Raw genomic sequence first — 18235 nt, forward strand, 5'->3', positions numbered from 1 at the left:
GGTTGCCCGTCGCGGTCCGGAGGGGTTAAGAGTCCCCTCCATGGTTCGCGAGATTCTCATCTGGCCCGACCCCATCCTGAAGCAGAAGGCCAAGCCGGTGGCGAAGGTGGACGACAAGGTCCGCGCGCTCATCAAGGACATGTTCGAGACCATGTACGCCGCCGAGGGCGTCGGTCTCGCCGCCCCGCAGGTGGGCATCCTCCAGCGCATCATCGTCCTGGACACCCGGCCGCAGCAGCCGGACTCCAAGCCCCTGGCGATGATCAACCCGGAGTTCGTCTTGCTCGAAGGGGAGACGACCTACACGGAGGGCTGCCTCTCCATCCCCGGCGAGGCCGAGGACGTGGACCGCGCCGCCTTCGCCACGGTGCGCTACCTGGACGAGGAAGGCCAGGAGCAGACGCTGCGCTGTGACGGCCTGCTGGCCATCGCCGTGCAGCACGAGGCGGACCACCTGGACGGCACCGTCTTCGTGGACCACGTCTCCACGCTCAAGCGCGAGTTCATCCGCAAGCGCATGAAGAAGCTCAAGGCGTCGCGCGAGCAGGGCGCTCCGGCGTCCGCTTAAGCCTTCGCGGTGGCGCGCACGCCCTTCTTGGGGCAGCGGTCCGCCACCACGCAGGAGCCACAATCGGGCGAGCGCGCGAAGCAAGTGCGCCGCCCGTGCCACACCAGTAGCTGATGCCCCAGCGTCCACCGCTCGCGAGGCAGCAGCGCCTGCAGGTCCTTCTCCACCTTGTCCGGGTCTTCGTGGGTGGTGAAGCCCAGCCGGTACGCCAGCCGCTTCACGTGCGTGTCCACAGGGAAGGCCGCGTCGCCGCCCAGGTGGATGCACACCACGCCCGCCGTCTTCAGCCCCACGCCCGGCAGCTCCGCCAGCGTGTCGCGCGTAAGCGGCACCTGCCCGCCATGCTCCGCGACCAGCGCGCGCGCCGTGGCGACGATGTTCTTCGCCTTCGCGCGGTACAGCCCGCAGGTGCGGATGAACGGCTCCACGTCCGTGGGCTCGACGCGCGCGTAGGCCGGGGCATCCGGGAAGCGGGCGAACAGGGCAGGGGTCACCAGGTTGACGCGCTTGTCGGTGCACTGCGCGGACAGGATGACGGCGACCAGCAGCTCCAGCGGCGTGCGGTAGTCCAGCTCGATGCGGGCGTCCGGCATGGCTGCTTCCAGACCGTCCAGGACCGACACCGCACGCTGCCGCTTCTCACCCACTGTCTCTCGCCGGGCCACGCGGGCGTTGTATGTCACGGGGCGGCCCCGCCCAAGCGCCATGGCGGGGCATCCCTTTTCACGCAGCGAGGAGAACCATGAAGCCCATCGACTTCCGCTCCGACACCGTGACGAAGCCCACGCCCGCCATGCGCAGGCTCATCGCCGACGCGGAGGTGGGCGACGACGTCTACGGCGAGGACCCCACGGTGCGCCGGCTGGAGGAGCGCGTGGCCGAGCGGCTCGGACTGGAGGCCGCCGTCTTCGTCCCCTCCGGCACGCAGGCGAATCAGATCGCCATCGGCGCGTACTGCCGCCCCGGCGACGAGGTGCTCACGGAGGAGGGCAGCCACATCCTCCAGTACGAAGGCGGCGCGGTGCCGGCGCTGTGGGGCGTGCAGCCGGGGCCCCTGCCGGGCGAGCGCGGCCTGCTGAAGCCGGAGACCGTCACGGCGGCGGTGCGCGAGGACAACATCCACAACCCGCGCACGCGCCTGCTGTCGCTGGAGAACACGCACAACCGAGGCGGCGGCACGGTGTGGCCGGTGGAGCGCTTCAAGACGGTGGTGGAGGCGGGGCGCAAGGCCGGGCTCGCGGTGCACCTGGACGGCGCGCGGCTGTTCAACGCGGAGGTGGCGGCGGGCCAGCCCGCGTCCGCGTGGGCGTCGCTGACGGACTCGACGTCGGTGTGCTTCTCGAAGGGGCTGGGCGCGCCGGTGGGCTCGGCGCTCGCGGGCAAGAAGGACGTCATCCGCGAGGCACGGCGGCTGCGCAAGCGGCTGGGCGGCGGCATGCGGCAGGCGGGCATCCTCGCGGCGGCGGCGCTGTACGCGCTGGAGCACCACGTGGAGCGCCTGGCCGAGGACCACGCCAACGCGCGCCGGCTGGCGGAAGGCCTGGCCCAGGTGCCGGGCGTGAAGGTGGACCTGGCGCGGGTGGAGACGAACATGGTGTTCGCGGACATGGTGCGACCGGCGGCGGAGGCCTCCGCGCTGCTCCTGAAGCAGGGCGTGCTCGCCAACCCCACCGGCCCGCACTCCATCCGCCTCGTGTGCCACCTGGACGTGTCCACCGCGGACATCGACGACGCCCTGGCGCGCGTCCGTCAGGCCTTCGCCGGCTGATCCGGGCGGGCCCGCCGCGTCCCGTGGGCGAGCCGCCTCCACGCCGGGTGTGGACAGCACGCACCTGTGCGCTACGGGAAATGATCCACGCCCCCAGGGCGGGTGGACGGCCCGGCGCGCGTGGTAGTCTCGCCCCGCCGTGCGCCGACCCGCCGTCCTTGCCCTGCTGGCCCTCTCCGCCTGCGCGACGCCGCGGCCGGGGAAGATGAGCTTTGAGGAGCTGTACGCGACCTCGGGCGACAGCGGCTTCGCCAACAGCAGCACGCCCTTCCTCCCCCGGGAACCGGACCGCGCCCGTGGGCCCCTGGCGCCGGAACGCTCCCCGGAACTCGAAGCCGCCCTCGCCGCGTTCACGAAGCAGGCCCAGGGCTACCGCGAGAAGGTCCAGCGCGGCAGCGCCATGCCCGCCGAGCAGGTGCGCAACTGGGAGTCGATGAACGCGGCCCTGGACGCCTTCCTGGCCCGGCCGGTGGAGCACACCGACACCCGCGACCTGACGCGCGCCCGGGGCGTGATGGAGGCGGAGCTGGAGCAGGACGCGCGCCTGTACGGCGACATGCCGGGCTCGCTCGCGGAGGCCGTGGTGGTGCGTGTGGGCCGCCTCATCGTGCGCGCGTCCACCCTGCGCCGCTGGGAGCAGCCGCCGGAGCCCTCCGGACCGCCGCGCCTCGCCTGGCCCGTGGAGCCGGTCACCATCACCAGCCTCTACGGCGACCGCTGGCACCCCATCACCGGCCAGCTGCGACGCCACTCGGGCGTGGACCTGGCGGCCCGCCGGGGACAGCCCGTGGGCGTCGCGGACAGGGGCGTCGTCCTGCGCGCCGGCTGGAACGGCGACCACGGCAAGATGGTGGAGGTCCAGCACGACGGCCAGTGGGTGACGCGCTACAGCCACCTGTCCGAGGTCCTGGTGACGACCGGCGAGGTGCTGGCGAGGGGCGAGGTGGTGGGGCTCGCGGGGGACACGGGCCTGGCGACCGGCGTCCACGTCCACTTCGAGCTCTGGCACGAGGGCTACTCACTGGATCCGCTGGAGGCGCTCGTCGCCCCCGAGGCGGCCCCGGACGCGTCCGACGAGGGGCGTCCCGTGGCCCGCATGCCGGCGGAGTCCCCCGTCCTCACGTCCCAGGGGCGTCACCCGGCCACGGGTTCGCGCCCCTGAGGGGGACGGGCCTGCACAACGGCCCTGCGACTACAGCGAGTTCTTCAGCTCCTTCGCGGGACGGAAACCGACCGTCTTCGACGCCTTGAGCTTCATCATCTCGTTGGTCTGCGGGTTGCGGATCTTCCGCGCCTTGCGCGAGCGCAACGACCACGTGCCGAACCCGGGGTAGCTGAATCGGGTGTCCTTCTTCACCGCCTTGCCGATGTTGGTGAAGACGCTGTCGAGGATCTGGGCGGCTTGCTTCTTCGTGAGCTTCGACTGCGCAGCCACCACTTCCACGAGCTCTGCCTTGGTCATGACACCCCTCCCTCTTGCGTTGTCTGGCGTTGATCGAGCGGATGGCGGAGGTAACAAATCGAGCTTTCGACTGTCAATGCGCCACCTGCTCCCGGGCCGGAAAATCGGCCTCCGGATGAAAACTGGCCTCTGAAAATACACCCTGTAGAGAGAGGGGAGGATCGCATCTTTTGATACATCCTCACACTCCTGCTTTTCACATCAGGGGAAGTGATCGCCTGGTGATCGGTTCCGCGTGAAAGGCATTGGAAAATCGATCACTTAGCAGTCGCCGCTGATCCAGCTCCAGCAAGGTGCCATCAGGGGGCTAGAGTGCCTGCCCGCGTGCCCACCCGACTGCTTCCATGGCTCCTCGTCCTGTTGTGCGCCTGCTCGCGGCCGTCCCCACGGCCCCAGGCGACGGGCGAACTCTGGGTGGACGGGGCAGCCTCGGGCGGCGACGGCACCCGGGAGCGCCCCCTGCGTTCGCTGATCGAGGCCCTGGCCCGCCCCGGCCCGAAGCGCGTGCACCTGGCCCCTGGCCGCTACGAAGGCCCCTTCCGGCTGCCGGAGGGCACCCGGCTCGTGGGGGAGGGCCCCTCCACGATCCTGGCGGCGACGGACCCCGGCACGACCGTGGTGGAGGCGCCAGGGGACACCGCCCTGGAGTCCCTGGCGGTCGAGGGAGGAGGCTGGGGCCTGGAGGCCCGGGGCCCCGTGAAGGTCCACACCGTGACCTTCCGGAATCAGTCCCGGGGCGCCATCCGGCTGGGCTCGGGTCCGCTGGAAGGCAGGGGGCTGCGCTTCGAGGCAGGGGCGGGCAGCCAGGCGTCGGTCGCGGTGGGGGTGCTCGTGGAGGCCGGAACCACGGGGGCCTCCGCTCCCTCCCTGATCCTCCGGGACAGCGCGTTCACAGGGGCCTACGACCGCGCGGTCCGGGCCCGGGGTGGGGCCAAGGTGCGCCTGGAGGGGGTGGACTTCCAGGGCCCCCGGATGGCGCTGAGCCAGGAGGGCGGCGTGGCGGAGGTCGAACGGGCGCGGGTTTCGGGCGGCACGGGCACGGCGTTCTCCACGGTGGAGGGCGCGCTGACGCTGGTGGACGTCCGGGTCCAGGGCCACGAGTACGGCGTGACGGCCAACCAGGCCCGGCTGTCGGTGCGGGGCTTCAGCTCGGAGCACGCCACGCGCGCGGGAATGGGGCTCACCGCGACGACCGGCCTGCTGGAGGACGTGACCGTGAAGGACGCGGGCAACTACGGAGCGCTTCAGCTCACCGCCTCGGACCTGGAGGTGCGGCGCTTCCGCCTGGAGGGCTCACGGGAATACGGCGTGGTGGCGCTGCAGGGCCGCGTGCGCCTGCGGGACGGCGTCGTCAAAGGCGTGAGCACCGCGGATGGCATCACGGGAGACGGGCTCCACCTGCGCCAGGTGGACGCGGACGTCGACACCGTGACCGTCGAGGGAGCGAAGGGCACCTGCGTGCTGGCGACGCAGCGGGCCCGCGCGACGCTCCGCAACGCCCGGCTCTCGGGCTGCGGGCTCGCCGCGTTGGCGGTGGATACGAATGCCACCCTGGAGTCCCGGAGCATCGACGTACGCGACACGCCGGGCTCCATCCTGGTGGCCATCGAAGAGGGCCAGTTGCAGGTGGAGCACCTCACCGCGAAGGACGCGCGGGGCGAACTGGTCTCCACCGACTGCGAGGGCCAGACGCGCGTCCGCCTCCGCCATGTCGACGCGAGCAGCAGGCGAGGACTGAGCTCCCCCTGCGTCCAACTCGACGCCCGCCCGCCTCAGCCCTGAGCGGGAGCGGACGTGGGAGGCAGCGGCGTGGCGCGCTGTTCGAGCCACTCGCGAATGACGGGGTAGACCTCCATGGGCGCGCCGGTGCCGAAGATGAGGTCGCCGTGGCCGTAGTCCATCTTGTCCCCGCGGTCCCGGCCAAAGACATGCAGTGTGCGATCCGGTGACGTGAGCAGCGCGTACTGCGCCTCCACGTTGGCCGCGGTGGCCAGCCGGTCCGCGCTGCCGCCCATCACGAGCACGGGCAACTGGAGCTTCGAGATGCCCGCGCGCCAGTCCGTCTTGCGGTCGTAGGAACGGAACGTGTCGTGGGAGATCCAGTCCTGGAACTGGAGCAGCACCTTGCGGCTCATCGCCGCCATCATGTTGACGGACAGCTGCCTCAGGACGCGTGGCGGAACATGCCGGGGGTTCACGACGATGTCCGACAGGGGCAGCGCGAGGTAGCCCAGGAAGGGCGCCATGCTGGAGCTCACCCACGACTGCCGGATGCTCCCGGGCCACGCCGCGCGCACGCCCAGCGAGATGAGCGTCCGCAGGAACGGCTCCGACTTGAGATACACCGGCGCGCCCAACTCGAGCAGGCCCGCCAGCTTCCCGCTCTCGGGCCCCTGGGCCACGCCGTACCCCACCAGGCCTCCCAGCGAATGGCCCAGCCAGAAGGCCTGCTTCGCGCCGGTCTCCTTCAGCGCCAGCTCCAGCAGGGCCGGCCCGTCATGGTTGATGTGGTCGTCGACGGTGAAGTCCGTGGGCCGCCGGCCCCTGGGCGGACGCTGCGAGTGCCCGGTGCCGCGCCACTCCACGCTGAAGCAGTCGAAGCCGGCCTCGGTGAGGTAGTGGGCCACGGAGTAGGGCGGCTCGAAGTCGAAGGTGAAGCGGTTGGCCGCCAGCCCGTGGCACAGCAGGACGGGCTCGGCGAAGCGGCGCACCGGGGCCCGCCGGGCGTGCACGGTCAACTCCCACCCATCCGCGCAGCGCACGCGCAGCATGTCGGGAAGGGGCCCCTTGAGGCGGTACCAGCGCCGCACGAGCAGGACCCACGCCACATTCACCAGCAGCAGGACGGCCGCCGCGGTCAATCCCCACAGGGCCCACTGCCCGTACGGCATTTCTCCTCCCATGCGACCCGGGACTGACTCCGGCGCGAATAAAACCCTGCTAAGGTCCGTTCCCTCGCCGTTTCTGCCACATGGGCAGCCGACCACCTGGGGAAGTCGAGGGAACGATGAAGCTGCGGAAACTGATGTTCGTGCTCCCGAACCTCTTCACCGTCACTTCCATCTTCTGTGGCTTCTACGCCATCACCCTGTGTTCGGGTGAGGCTGAACCGGTGCAGCTGTACCAGGCGGCCCTGGCCATCCTCTTCGCCATGTTCTTCGACGGGTTCGACGGACGGGTGGCCCGCCTGACGAAGACGCAGAGCGACTTCGGCATGCAACTCGACAGCCTCGCGGACGTCATGTCCTTTGGCGCGGCGCCGGCGCTCCTCGTCTACAAGTGGGCGTTGGCCCCCATGGGCTTCTGGGGCCTGTTCATCTCCTTCGCGTTCATGGCCTGCGGCGCCATGCGGCTGGCGCGCTTCAACGTGCTCGCCATGCGCAACCCGCACGGCGGTGGCGGCGGCTTCTTCGTGGGGCTCCCCATCCCGCTGGCGGCCGGCGTGCTCGTCTCCCTCATCATCTCCCACCACGTGGCCAGCCAGGGCGAGGCGCTCGGTGACGGCGCGCGCCTGCCGGTGGCGGTGGCGGTGGGCGCCCTGTCGCTGCTGATGGTGTCCACGGTGCGCTACCGCACCTTCAAGGACGCGCGTCCCAGCCGCAAGACGGCGCTCGTCTTCATGGTCATGGCGCTCACGGGCGCGTTCATCGCCCAGCAGTTCCACCCGGCCTGGGTGCTGGTGACGTACTTCGCCGCGTACCTGGTCATGGGGCTGGTGGAGTCCGCGGTCTCCGTGCGCAGCCGGCTGGCGTCGCGCAAGGTCGGCGCCGTCGCGGCGGTGGCGGTGGCGGCCGGGTTGGACGAGGACGACGACGAGGACTCCGAGGCCAACGCCCCGGACGACGGTCCCGCGTTCCTCTGAGCAGTCAGGCGCGGGAGCCGGGACGCGGACCGTGCCCTCCCGGCCCGGGGCCGCTAGGATGCCCGGCCCATGCGCGTCGAGCTGCTGTGCACCGGTGACGAGCTCGTCACCGGCCTCATCACGGACACCAACAGCACCTATCTGGAAGCCCGCCTCTTCGACCTGGGCGTGAAGGTCGCACGGGTGACGCTGGTGGGCGACGTGCGTCCGGACATCACGGGCGCGCTGTTGGAGGCCTCGGCGCGCGCGGACGTGGTCATCGTCTCGGGAGGCCTGGGGCCCACGGCGGACGACTTCACGCTGGAGTGCGCCGCCGCCGCCGCGGGTGTGCCCATGGAAGAGGACGCGCGGGTGCTCGGTTGGCTGAAGGAGCGCTACGCCGCGCGGGGCATGCCCCTGAATCCGGGCGCCCTGCGCATGGCGCGCATCCCCGCGGGCACCGAGCCGGTGCGCAATTCCCAGGGCTCGGCGCCGCTGGTCATCCAGCAATTGGGCCGAGCCCACCTGTTCTTCCTGCCAGGCGTCCCTCGCGAATACCGCGCCCTGGTGGACGGAGAGGTGTTGCCGCGCGTGCGGACCTGGCTCGCCGCCGAATCTGGTCGCACGTTCCGGGCCTTCCGACTGCTGCGAACCGTGCGCCTGCCCGAATCCGTGCTGAACGAGCGGGTGATGCCCCTGGCCCCCAGCCACCCCAGGGTGGTGTTCGGCTTCCGGACGCACGCACCGGAGAACCACCTGAAGCTGATGGCGGAAGCCCCCACGCAGGCGGAAGCCGACGCAGCGCTCGCGGCCGCGGAGGCCGCATGCCGGCAGGTGCTGGGCACGCATGTGTACGGCGCGGATGGCAGCGAATATGCCCCCGTCCTCCTCGAGCTGCTGGCGCGCGGCGGTCACACGCTGGCGGTGGCGGAGAGCTGCACGGGTGGCCTCGTCGCGCAGGAGCTCACGGCCGTCCCGGGCTCCAGCCAGGTCTTCATCGGAGGGGCGGTCGCCTACTCGGAGAAGATGAAGTCCGCCTGGGTGGGCGTGCCCCCGGACATCCTCGAGAAGCACAGCGCGGTGTCGTCCCAGACGGCGCTCGCCATGGCGGAGGGAGTCCGCGTCGCCTGCGGCGCCACGTTTGGCCTGTCCGTCACGGGCTACGCGGGCCCTGGTGGCGGAACGCCCGAGGACCCCGTGGGCACCGTGTACTGCGGGCTGGCCGGTCCCGGAATGGAGTCCCGCTGCGAGCGGATCTCGCTCTCGGGTGACCGGGACCGGGTCCGTCTGTTCGCCGCGTCCCACGTGCTGGAAATGTTGAGGTTGCACCTGCTCGCCGCCCCCGTGTCGCCATGAGTCGCTCCAAATCAAAGCGTCCCCGTCCTTCCGCCCTGGACGCGCCGTCCACGGTGCCCCCGGCCCCCGCCACCGCGGGCGAACCCGTCCCGGCCACGCCCGAGTCCTCCGCGCCGCTCGACAGCCCCCCGGCGGCGACGGAAGCCACCAGCCCCCCCACGTCGCAGCCCGGAGCAGGAGCGCATCCGGTGCGGAGCGCGGTGCGCCTGTGGCTGTCCGCCTACCGGGTGGAGGTGGTGCTGTTCCTCGTCGCGTTCGCGGTGCTGTCCAGCTTCAGCTCGCAGCGCTTCCTCCGGCAGAGCGCCGCACCGCACTTCATCTACCAAGCGCAGTCCTGGTTGGAGGGACGGCTCGACGTGGATCCGCAGGTGTTGCCCAACCTGGAGGACTGGGCCTGCGTGCGGCTGGTGGACGGACACAAGGTGCGGTGCGAGGGACGCCCGCTCCGCGATGACCGCTGGTTCGTCAGCTTCCCGTCCTTCCCCGCGGTCGTGATGCTCCCCTTCGTCGCGCTGCACGGCTACCAGTTCAACGACACGTCCTTCGGCGTCTTCGTGGGCGCGCTCGCGGTGGCGCTCTTCTATTCGCTGCTGCGCTTCCTCGCGCAGGAGGGGGAGACGGAGCGCAACCGCGACGACAACGTGGTGCTGTCGCTGGTGCTCGCCTTCGGCACGCTGTTCTTCTACTGCGCCATCCGGGGCGAGGTCTGGTTTGGCGCGCAGGTGATGGGCGTGGCGCTCACGTGTCTGTACGTGCGCAACGCCGTCAAGGCGCGGCGCCCCGTGCTCGCGGGGCTCTTCTTCTCCATGGCCGTGCTCACTCGCACACCGCTGGTGTTCGCGGGCCTCTTCTTCGTCCTGGAATCGCTCTGCCCTGGCCCGGACCGGCTGGCCCAACTGAAGGCCCTTCCGTCCACGTGGAAGCCCGCCCTCCGCAAGCTCGTCCTCTTCGGCGCGGGGGCCGCGCCCCTTGCCGCGCTCGCGGCTGCGTACAACATCTACCGCTTCGGCAAGCCCGGCGAGTTCGGCCACTCGTACCTCTTCAACAACCGGGTGAACGTCGACATCGACCGCTTCGGGCTCTTCAACATCGAGTACCTGTCGCGCAACCTCCAGGCCGCGTTCCTCAAGCTGCCCCAGGTGTCGCTGTCTCCGCTGAAGTTGTCGTACGACCCGCATGGGCTGACGCTGCTGCTCACGCTGCCCCTGCTGGTGTTCCTGCTGGTCCCCCGCACGCGTCCCCGTCTGCACTGGCCCCTGTGGCTGACCGTGGCGGTGTGCGCGCTGCCGGGGCTCTTCTACCAGAACACCGGTTACATGCAGTTCGGCTTCCGGTTCAGCCTGGACTACACGCCCTACCTGCTGTTGCTCTTCGCCATTGGCGGATGGTCGCTGCGCAACCGCGCGGTGGTGGCAGTGCTGGCGCTTGGCGTGCTGGTGAACTTCTGGGGCGCCGTGGCCTTCCGTGGCTACACGGAGTTCGTGCGGAACTGGTAGGCCTCCAGGCTCCGGTGGCTTGAATCCGCCGGACCTCACCCGCACCTCAAGGGCGACATGCAACCTCCCACTGGCCAGCCCCCACCAGGCAAGCGTTGGCACACCCGTGAGGACAGCGGCATCCGTCTGGATGCGGCGTTGCGCTGGTGGCACGACGACGAGCCCATCGAGCACCCGAAGATCATCGAGCTCTTCAACGCCTCGCTGGTCCTGGATGACGACGGGCGCTACCAGCTCCGCATCGCCCCGGACTGGTGCTACGTCCAGGTGGAGGACGCGGCCTATGAGGTCCGCACCGTGGACATCACCCCGGACGAGCGTGTGTCCCTGCGACTGAGCGACCGGACGGCCGAAGCCCTGGACCTGGGGTCGCTCCAGCTCTCTCCAGACGGAGTCCTCACCTGCCGCGTGAAGCAGGGCAGGGCGAAGGCCCGCTTCTCTCGTGATGCGCAGTACCAGTTCGGCGAGCTGCTGGAAGAGAGCCCCGAAGGGCACCTGGTGCTGCGCGCGGGCCAACGCCACTGGGAGGTCCCCCTCTCGCTGGATGCACTCCAGTCCGCGACCTAGGCCGCCGCTGCGTCCGCGGGCGGCACGGAGGGCGCGGTGGCTCCCACCAGGTCGCGGGCGAGGGCCTCCAGGACGTCCGGGTGCTCCCGCAGCCACTCGCACGCCCGCTCGCGGCCCTGGCCGATGCGCTCACCCCGCAAGCTGAAGTGGCTGCCGGACTTCTCCACCACGCCCGCGCTCACGGCCAGGTCCAGCACCTCGGCGGCGCGGTGGATGCCCGTGCCGTAGAGCACGTCGAACTCCGCCTCCTGGAACGGGGGCGCCAGCTTGTTCTTCACCACCTTCACGCGGGCCCGGGAGCCCACCACCGCGTCGCCCTCCTTGAGGTTGCCCGTGCGGCGGATCTCCATCCGCACCGACGAATAGAACTTCAGCGCGTTGCCACCCGTCGTCGTCTCCGGGTTGCCGAACATCACGCCAATCTTCATGCGGATCTGGTTGATGAAGATGATGCAGGTGCCGGAGCGGCTCACCGCGCCCGTGAGCTTGCGCAGCGCCTGGCTCATCAGCCGCGCCTGGACGCCCATGTGCGCGTCACCCATCTCCCCTTCGATTTCCGCGCGGGGGACCAGCGCCGCCACCGAATCCACCACGATGAGGTCCACTGCGCCGGAGCGCACGAGCTGCTCGGTGATTTCGAGCGCCTGCTCGCCGGTGTCCGGCTGCGCCACGAGCAGTTCCTCCGTCCGCACCCCCAGCTTGCGCGCGTAGGACAGGTCCAGCGCGTGCTCCGCGTCGATGAAGGCCGCGACGCCTCCCACGGCCTGCACCTGCGCGATGGCATGCAGGGTGAGTGTCGTCTTGCCGGAGGACTCGTTGCCGAACAGCTCCACCACGCGCCCTCGCGGATAGCCCCCCACGCCCAGCGCCCGGTCCAACCCCACCGAACCCGTGGGAATGATCGCCACCTTCTGCTCCGGTGCGTCCGCGCCGAGCGTCATCACCGCGCCCCGGCCGAACTGCTTCTCGATGGACGCCACCGCCGCCGCCACTGCCTTCAACTTCTCCGTCAGCCTGCTCATCTCGTCTGCCTCCCTCGCCGCCCTGCGGGCTGGATGCCTCGGCGGTGGGCAGAGCAACGCTCATGCCGCGCGGGCTTCCAGGCGGAAGGGCCTGCAAGGGCGTCCAGGTTCGCTGGAGCCGTCCGAACTGGCGGAGCGGCGTGGCTGTCTCCCGCGCGCTGAGAAGGCGCAAAGGTAGGGACGCCTCCGCATAAGCAGACACGACGGGACGTGACAGTCCGGCTTGATGGGATGGAAGGCTTTGCGTTGAAACCCTGGCGCGTCGCCGTGACATCCCTCACGTGAATACGACCCGTGAGAACCTTCCCCATGTGGTCATCCTGGGAGGCGGCTTCGGCGGCCTCTACGCGGCCCGGTACCTGCGAAAGGCAGGGGTTCGCGTCACGATGGTGGACCGTCACAACCACCACCTCTTCCAGCCCCTGCTGTACCAGGTGGCCACGGCGACACTGAGCCCCAGCGACATCGCCGCGCCACTGCGGGCGATGCTCGGACGCGATCACGTCCAGGTGCTGCTCGCGGAAGTGACCGGTGTGGACACCGCGCGCAAGCACGTCCTCCTGGCGGACGGCGAGCTGGCGTATGACTTCCTCATCGTCGCCACCGGGGCGACGCACTCGTACTTCGGCAATGACGCCTGGTCGCGACACTCGATGGGATTGAAGACCGTCGAGGACGCGCTGGAGATCCGCCGCCGCGTGCTCCTTGCCTTCGAGCAGGCCGAGCGCGAACCGGATCCCGAGCGCCGCCGCGCGCTGCTCACCTTCGCCATCATTGGCGCGGGTCCCACGGGCGTGGAGCTGGCGGGGGCGCTGGCGGAGATCAGCCGCAATTCATTGTCGGGTGACTTCCAGAACATCGACCCACGGGATGCGCGCGTCATCCTCATCGAGGGAATGGACCGCGTGCTCCCCACCTATCCCGAGAATCTCTCGGCGGAGGCCCGCCGGGTGGTGGAAGGGCTCGGCGTCGAGGTCCGTACGGGCACCCGGGTCACGAACATCGACGCCGCGGGCGTGGACATGGGCCCTGAGCATCTCGCGGCCCGAACGGTGCTCTGGGCCGCGGGGGTGGAGGCCTCGCCCGTGGCCCGCTCGCTCGGCGTGACGCTGGACAGGGCAGGGCGCGTCCCGGTGACGCCCGAGCTCACCGTGCCCGGGCATCCCGACATCTTCGTCGTGGGGGACCTGGCGCTCGTGAAGCAGGAGGACGGAAGCGCGGTCCCGGGAGTGGCGCCCGCGGCGATGCAGGAGGGCAAGCACGCGGTGCTCAACCTCCGCCGCCAGCTCGCGGGCGAGCCCATGCAGCCCTTCCGTTACTGGGACCGGGGAACCTACGCGGTCATCGGCAGAGGCCATGCCGTGGGCGTGGCCTTCCGCCGTGTGAAGCAATCCGGCTTCGTCGCCTGGTTGGCCTGGCTCTTCATCCACATCACCTTCCTCATTGGCTTCCGAAGCAAGCTGGCCGTGCTGCTCAACTGGGCGTACTCGTACCTGACCTTCGGCAGGTCCGCGCGCATCATCACCGGCCCCGCTCCCCGTCTGGAGGATCGGGTGGTGCATCCGCTGCCCGCGAGTGGAAGGTCAGCCCCGGTCGAAGGGAGCCCCGAGACGTCCATCCAGCTCGGAGTCCTGGTGCCTGACAAGAGTGGGACGGGATGAGGCATTCACCGCGCCCCGGGTATTGGCGTGGAGCCAGCCCCGGCGGTCCAGCATCCGGCAATCGACGGCGAGCCGCATGTCCACGTCCTCGATACGTCCGTGTCCCTCCAGGTCCGCGCGCGTCAGCGCGAGCTTGAGGATGCGGTCATGCGCCCGAGCAGACAGGCCAAAATGAGTGACCGCGTCCTTCAGCGCCTTCTCCGCGGGCGGTGACAGCACGCAGTAGCGGCGCAGCAGATGCGAAGGCATCTGGGCATTGCAGTGCACCCCGGGCGTGTCGTGGAAGCGGGCGCGCTGCCGCTCGCGCGCGGTCTCCACACGCTGCCGGTAGTACTGGCTGGGCAGCTCCTGGCTCCTCTCCGCGAGGTGGTGGTACTCCACCGGCCGCGTCTGCACGGTGATGTCGATGCGGTCCAGCAGCGGCCCGCTGATGCGCGAGTGGTAGCCGAAGATGCGGTGCTCGAGGCAGGTGCACGTGTGTCCGGGGACGTTGAAGTAGCCGCACGGGCAGGGATTCATCGCCGCCACCAGCATGACCCGGCAGGGATAGGTGATGTGCTGGGTGGCCCGCGCCAGGTGGATGGCGCCCTCCTCCAGGGGCTGGCGCAGCACCTCCAGCACGTTCTTGCGGAACTCCGGCAACTCGTCGAGGAACAGCACGCCGTGGTGGGCCAGGGACAGCTCGCCTGGACGAGCCGTGGGGCCACCTCCCACGAGCCCCGCATCGGACAGCGTGTGATGGGGCGCGCGAAACGGGCGCTCGCGGATCAGCGCCTGCTCGTCTCCCAGCAGCCCCTGGATGGAGTAGACCTTCGTGACCTCCAGCGCTTCGTTGAAGGTCATCTCGGGCAGGATGCCTGGCAGCCGTCGCGCCAGCATCGTCTTGCCCGAGCCTGGCGGCCCGGCCATCAGGATGTTGTGGCCGCCAGCCGCCGCGAGCTCCAACGCCAGCTTCAGCTCCGGCTGTCCCCGGACGTCGGCCATGTCCGCGGCCGCCGTGCGAGGACCGCCCACGGAAGTCCCCGTGCGCGTCAGCGGCGTCAACGGGGACTTGCCGGTGAGGTGCCCCACGGCCTCTCGCAGGTGCGCCACGGACAGCACCTGGATGCCCTCCACCAGCGCCGCCTCCGCCGCGTTGGCCGCCGGCACCATGACCCCCTGGAAGCCGCCATTCCGGGCCGCCACGGCCAGCGGGAGCACCCCCTTGATGGCCTTGATGGAGCCATCCAGCGACAGCTCTCCGCCAAAGAGGTACCGCTCCAGCGGTTCCTCCTCCATCAACCGCGCCGCCGCCAGGACGCCCAATGCGATGGGCAGCTCGAAGGCCGCCCCTTCCTTGCGGATCTCCGCGGGCGCCAGGTTGACCGTGATCCGCTTCTGCGGAAGGTCGAATCCCGCGTTCTTCAGCGCGGAAACCACCCGGACCTTCGACTCCCGGGCTGCTCCCTCTGGCAGCCCCACGACGTTGAAGTAGGGCAGCCCGAGGGCCATGTCGACCTCGCACTCCACCACCACCGCGTCGATGCCCATCAATGCCCCCGACCGCACCCTCGCCAGCATCGTCTCCCCCTTCCAACCCGTACAGGAGGAGGGGAGAGCAATGCCCGTACCGGCGCGCTGTCCTCAGAGGCGGCCCTCCACGGCCATCCCACGCGGCAGACGTCGGGTCCCGAGCGCGGACATGGGGCCTGAAAACAAGAAGCCCGCTGGCGTCGGAACGCCAGCGGGCTTCGGATGGAATCGGTGACGGCGTGTCCGCGCGTCAGCCCTGACGAAAGGCGTGGATCAGGGAGTCGGCGGGGCAGGAGGCGCGGGCGGTGCACCGTCCGGCGTGGTCTGCGTGCCCTGGATGACCGCGTTCTGGGGAAGCTCGGTGGCCATGCCCAGGATCTTCGCTCCCGCGGCACGGGCGCCATCCAGCGCCACCACCAGCTTGCCGTAGTTCGCCGCGTCGTCCGCCATGAAGAAGACGACCTTCTCGTCCGGCTTCTTGGCGTTCAGCATCCGCTTGAGGCGGGCGACGTAGTCCGAAGCGGGGATCTGCTCCGTGTTGATGGAGTAGGCGCCGCTCTTGTCCACCTGCACGACGATCTGCTGATCATCGGGCTCCGGCGGCGGCTGGTTCTCCTCCACCTCCGTCTCCGGGACGCGGACGAGGATGTCCTTCTCCAGGAGGGGCGTCACCACCATGAAGATGATGAGGAGCACCAGCACCACGTCCACCAGGGGCGTGACGTTGATCTCCGAGTTCGGCGCGGACGCGGGCTTGACCCACTGACGCTGCTTGTGTCCTCGGGACATTACTTCTTCTCCTCCACACCCAGGGCGATCTGCTTCGCCTTCGCCTTGCGGGCCGTGTCCAGCACCTTGCGCACGTCGCCCACGTTCAGGGCGTTGTCACCCTTCAGGAGGATCTTCTTGCCCGGATCCTTCACCAGCTCCGCGGCGATCTTCTCCTGGAGCCCCTTCTCGTCGACCTCATCGTTCTCCACGAACATCTTCTTGTCCGGGGTGATGGAGAGGATCAGCGGATCGGCGTCCGTCTTGCCTTCTTTTTCAATCTCCGTGGCCTTGGGCAGCTCCACGGACTTGCCGCGCTGGAGCATGGGCGTCACGACCATGAAGATGATGAGGAGCACCAGCACCACGTCCACCAGCGGCGTGACGTTGATCTCGCTCTTGATGCCCCCTTTGGGGCCTGCTGACATTCCCATGCGTGCACCTGTATCCGGGAAGGAACGCCCACCCCGGGGCAGCGCGGCTTCTCAGCCGGACCGCCCACATGGGTGGGGACGTCCCAGGGTGGGGCTACTAGGCCGCGTGCGACGAACCGCCGCCCACGTGCCGGGCCACCACGTCCAGGAACTCGTTGGAGGACTCGGAGATGTCCACGGAGCGGGCATCCACCCAGCCCTGCAGGAAGTTGTAGGCCATAACCGCGGGGATCGCCACGAGCAGACCGAACGCCGTGGTGATGAGCGCCTCGGAGATACCGGCGGAGATCGTCGCCAGACCGCCGGAGCCCGCCGCCGCCATCAGCTGGAAGGCGTTCACGATACCCATCGTGGTGCCCAGCAGACCGACGAACGGCGCCGTCGAACCGACCGTGGCCAGCAGGCCCAGGCCGCGCTTGAGGCTCTGCACCTCGCGCTGCGCCTGGCGCTCCAGCGCGCGGGCCACGGACTCCACCGCCAGGTCCTTGTTCCCGGGGGTGATCCGGTACGCCGTCAGGCCGGAGTTGATCACGCGGCCCAGGTGGCCCACGTCCTTGCCCAGGTTGGTGTTCGCCGCGGTGGTCAGGTCGCCCTTCGCGAGGATGGCGCCCATCTTGGCGGCGAAGTTGCGGCTGTCCGAGCGGGTCTTGCGGAAGACGATCATCCGCTCCGCCATGACGACCAGCGACGCCACCGACATGATGGCGAGGGTGAAGATGATCATGCGGGCGAAGAGGCCCGTGTGGTGCCAGATATCAAGCAGGGTAAATTGCATGGCTGTGGAGCGCTCCTCCTCACGAGCGCGAGGTGATGTTCGGCGGACTGCTCAAGCGGGGCTGCCTGCTTTGGATCAGCGCGGCAGCTTCAGGTTGAAGTTGAACGTGTACTGCACTTCGACCGGCCTGCCCTGGAACGTGACCGGCTTGTAGCGTGAGGCGGTGAGCACGTCCATCACGGCCTGCTCCATGTGAGGGAGCGGCTTGATCGTGCGGCAGCGCTCGACCTTTCCCTCGGTCGTGATCACGCACTTCACGATCATCAGGCCCTGCACGCGCGCCTCGATGGCCTCACGCGTATAGGACACCTCAGGACCCGCGATCTTCTCGGGACGCGTCATGCCCTGGCCGAACGCCAGCACGTCCGTGCCCGTTCCACCCAGCTGACCGCCCACCACGCCACCGATCACGCCACCCACCACGCCACCCACCACACCGCCCGCGACGCCACCTTCCACGCCACCCTCGACCTCGGACTCGCTCGCCTCTTCCTCGGGCTCGGGCGCGGTCTCCGTCTCCTGCGGCTTCTGCTGCGGGATCTCCTTCGGCTGCACGATCACGTCCTTGGGCTTCTTGGGCGTGACCTTCTTCTCCGTCTTCGGCTTCGACGCCGGGGGAGGCGGCGGAGGCGGCGGAGGCGGCGGAGCCATCGTGGCCTTCAGCGTGACCTCGACCTCCTTCTCCTCCACGGGAGGTGGACGCGTGGAGAGATAGGCCACAAGACCCAGCAGGCCAACGTGGAGCAGCGTGGAAACGCCAGCACCCACGCCGAAGCGCGACCTGGGTCCTTGGCCGCGGTCAAGGACTGAATCGAACATGCACGTAACTCCTCTTCACCAGTGGACTACCCGTCCCCGCCATGCCCGGATTGAAGGGCGGCCACCATACAGAAAAGGGTTCCGGGTTCAAGCAACCGTGTCTGGTGCCGCCGACGTGATCGCGCAATGCCGCACTGGTCACCAAAAAGCAACGGTCTATTGACAACTGCTTGACCTCGGATATTT

18 protein-coding genes are annotated in these 18235 nt (G+C 69.6%); 9 read left to right on the top strand and 9 right to left on the bottom strand.

The window, feature by feature from the left end:
• Window positions 1-40: 40 nt before the first annotated feature.
• Window positions 41-568 carry a peptide deformylase gene (gene def, locus D7X30_RS30975; protein ID WP_120566586.1) on the top strand — a complete coding sequence of 176 codons (528 nt, stop codon included), beginning with the start codon at window positions 41-43 and terminating at the stop codon, window positions 566-568.
• Here def and nth read toward each other — a convergent pair.
• A complete protein-coding gene (gene nth, locus D7X30_RS30980) occupies window positions 565-1275 on the bottom strand; it encodes an endonuclease III (RefSeq protein WP_120566587.1) in 711 nt (236 codons plus the stop codon). The two genes, def and nth, sit on opposite strands and share 4 nt — an antisense overlap.
• 35 nt (window positions 1276-1310) lie before the next feature.
• Here nth and ltaE point away from each other — a divergent pair, with 35 nt between their 5' ends.
• The gene (ltaE, locus tag D7X30_RS30985) at window positions 1311-2336 is read left to right on the top strand and encodes a low-specificity L-threonine aldolase (RefSeq protein ID WP_120566588.1); all 1026 of its coding nucleotides are present in this window, start codon (window positions 1311-1313) and stop codon (window positions 2334-2336) included.
• Window positions 2337-2475: 139 nt separating this feature from the next.
• Window positions 2476-3498, top strand: a complete 1023-nt coding sequence (locus tag D7X30_RS30990; protein ID WP_120566589.1) for a M23 family metallopeptidase — start codon at window positions 2476-2478, stop codon at window positions 3496-3498.
• A gap of 30 nt (window positions 3499-3528) precedes the next feature.
• Here the strand turns inward: D7X30_RS30990 and D7X30_RS30995 are convergent, their stop codons facing one another.
• A complete protein-coding gene (locus D7X30_RS30995; protein WP_014394187.1) occupies window positions 3529-3798 on the bottom strand; it encodes an HU family DNA-binding protein in 270 nt (89 codons plus the stop codon).
• Window positions 3799-4122: 324 nt separating this feature from the next.
• Between D7X30_RS30995 and D7X30_RS31000 the strand changes: the two genes are divergently transcribed.
• On the top strand, window positions 4123-5580 hold the full coding sequence (locus D7X30_RS31000; RefSeq protein WP_147443365.1) for a hypothetical protein: 1458 nt from the start codon (window positions 4123-4125) through the stop codon (window positions 5578-5580).
• Here the strand turns inward: D7X30_RS31000 and D7X30_RS31005 are convergent.
• Window positions 5571-6689 (bottom strand): alpha/beta fold hydrolase, encoded by a 1119-nt coding sequence (locus D7X30_RS31005; protein ID WP_120566591.1) that lies wholly within the window; start codon window positions 6687-6689, stop codon window positions 5571-5573. The two genes, D7X30_RS31000 and D7X30_RS31005, sit on opposite strands and share 10 nt — an antisense overlap.
• Before the next feature lie 116 nt (window positions 6690-6805).
• On the opposite strand from D7X30_RS31005, the gene pssA reads away from it, so the two are divergent.
• The 4 genes from pssA to D7X30_RS31025 all read left to right on the top strand — a co-directional run bounded on the left by pssA (window position 6806) and on the right by D7X30_RS31025 (window position 11058).
• Window positions 6806-7660, top strand: coding sequence for a CDP-diacylglycerol--serine O-phosphatidyltransferase (pssA, locus tag D7X30_RS31010; RefSeq protein ID WP_120566592.1), 855 nt, complete (start codon window positions 6806-6808; stop codon window positions 7658-7660).
• Between the two features lie 69 nt (window positions 7661-7729).
• Window positions 7730-8995 (top strand): CinA family nicotinamide mononucleotide deamidase-related protein, encoded by a 1266-nt coding sequence (locus tag D7X30_RS31015; RefSeq protein ID WP_120566593.1) that lies wholly within the window; start codon window positions 7730-7732, stop codon window positions 8993-8995.
• Entirely contained in the window at window positions 8992-10491 is a 1500-nt protein-coding gene (locus D7X30_RS31020) for a hypothetical protein (protein WP_120566594.1), read from the top strand. The genes D7X30_RS31015 and D7X30_RS31020 overlap by 4 nt, the downstream gene beginning before the upstream one ends.
• Window positions 10492-10548: 57 nt before the next feature.
• Window positions 10549-11058, top strand: a complete 510-nt coding sequence (locus tag D7X30_RS31025) for a DUF1285 domain-containing protein (protein ID WP_120566595.1) — start codon at window positions 10549-10551, stop codon at window positions 11056-11058.
• Here D7X30_RS31025 and recA read toward each other — a convergent pair.
• Window positions 11055-12080, bottom strand: a complete 1026-nt coding sequence (recA, locus tag D7X30_RS31030; RefSeq protein ID WP_120566596.1) for a recombinase RecA — start codon at window positions 12078-12080, stop codon at window positions 11055-11057. The two genes, D7X30_RS31025 and recA, sit on opposite strands and share 4 nt — an antisense overlap.
• A 281-nt stretch (window positions 12081-12361) precedes the next feature.
• On the opposite strand from recA, the gene D7X30_RS31035 reads away from it, so the two are divergent.
• On the top strand, window positions 12362-13741 hold the full coding sequence (locus D7X30_RS31035) for an NAD(P)/FAD-dependent oxidoreductase (protein WP_233591888.1): 1380 nt from the start codon (window positions 12362-12364) through the stop codon (window positions 13739-13741).
• On the opposite strand, the gene D7X30_RS31040 is transcribed toward D7X30_RS31035, so the two are convergent.
• The 5 genes from D7X30_RS31040 to D7X30_RS31060 all read right to left on the bottom strand — a co-directional run bounded on the left by D7X30_RS31040 (window position 13664) and on the right by D7X30_RS31060 (window position 18049).
• Window positions 13664-15301: a YifB family Mg chelatase-like AAA ATPase gene (locus tag D7X30_RS31040; RefSeq protein ID WP_120566597.1), complete on the bottom strand. Its 1638-nt coding sequence runs from the start codon at window positions 15299-15301 to the stop codon at window positions 13664-13666. The two genes, D7X30_RS31035 and D7X30_RS31040, sit on opposite strands and share 78 nt — an antisense overlap.
• Before the next feature lie 225 nt (window positions 15302-15526).
• Window positions 15527-16042, bottom strand: a complete 516-nt coding sequence (locus D7X30_RS31045; protein WP_120566598.1) for a biopolymer transporter ExbD — start codon at window positions 16040-16042, stop codon at window positions 15527-15529.
• Complete coding sequence (locus D7X30_RS31050) at window positions 16042-16455, bottom strand: biopolymer transporter ExbD (RefSeq protein ID WP_014394198.1); 414 nt, start codon at window positions 16453-16455, stop codon at window positions 16042-16044. The genes D7X30_RS31045 and D7X30_RS31050 overlap by 1 nt, the downstream gene beginning before the upstream one ends.
• Window positions 16456-16552: 97 nt before the next feature.
• Entirely contained in the window at window positions 16553-17230 is a 678-nt protein-coding gene (locus D7X30_RS31055) for a MotA/TolQ/ExbB proton channel family protein (RefSeq protein WP_120566599.1), read from the bottom strand.
• Between the two features lie 75 nt (window positions 17231-17305).
• Window positions 17306-18049 carry an energy transducer TonB gene (locus D7X30_RS31060; protein WP_120566600.1) on the bottom strand — a complete coding sequence of 248 codons (744 nt, stop codon included), beginning with the start codon at window positions 18047-18049 and terminating at the stop codon, window positions 17306-17308.
• Window positions 18050-18235: the final 186 nt, after the last annotated feature.

The organism is Corallococcus sp. AB011P (assembly GCF_003611605.1).
Lineage (GTDB): Bacteria > Myxococcota > Myxococcia > Myxococcales > Myxococcaceae > Corallococcus > Corallococcus coralloides.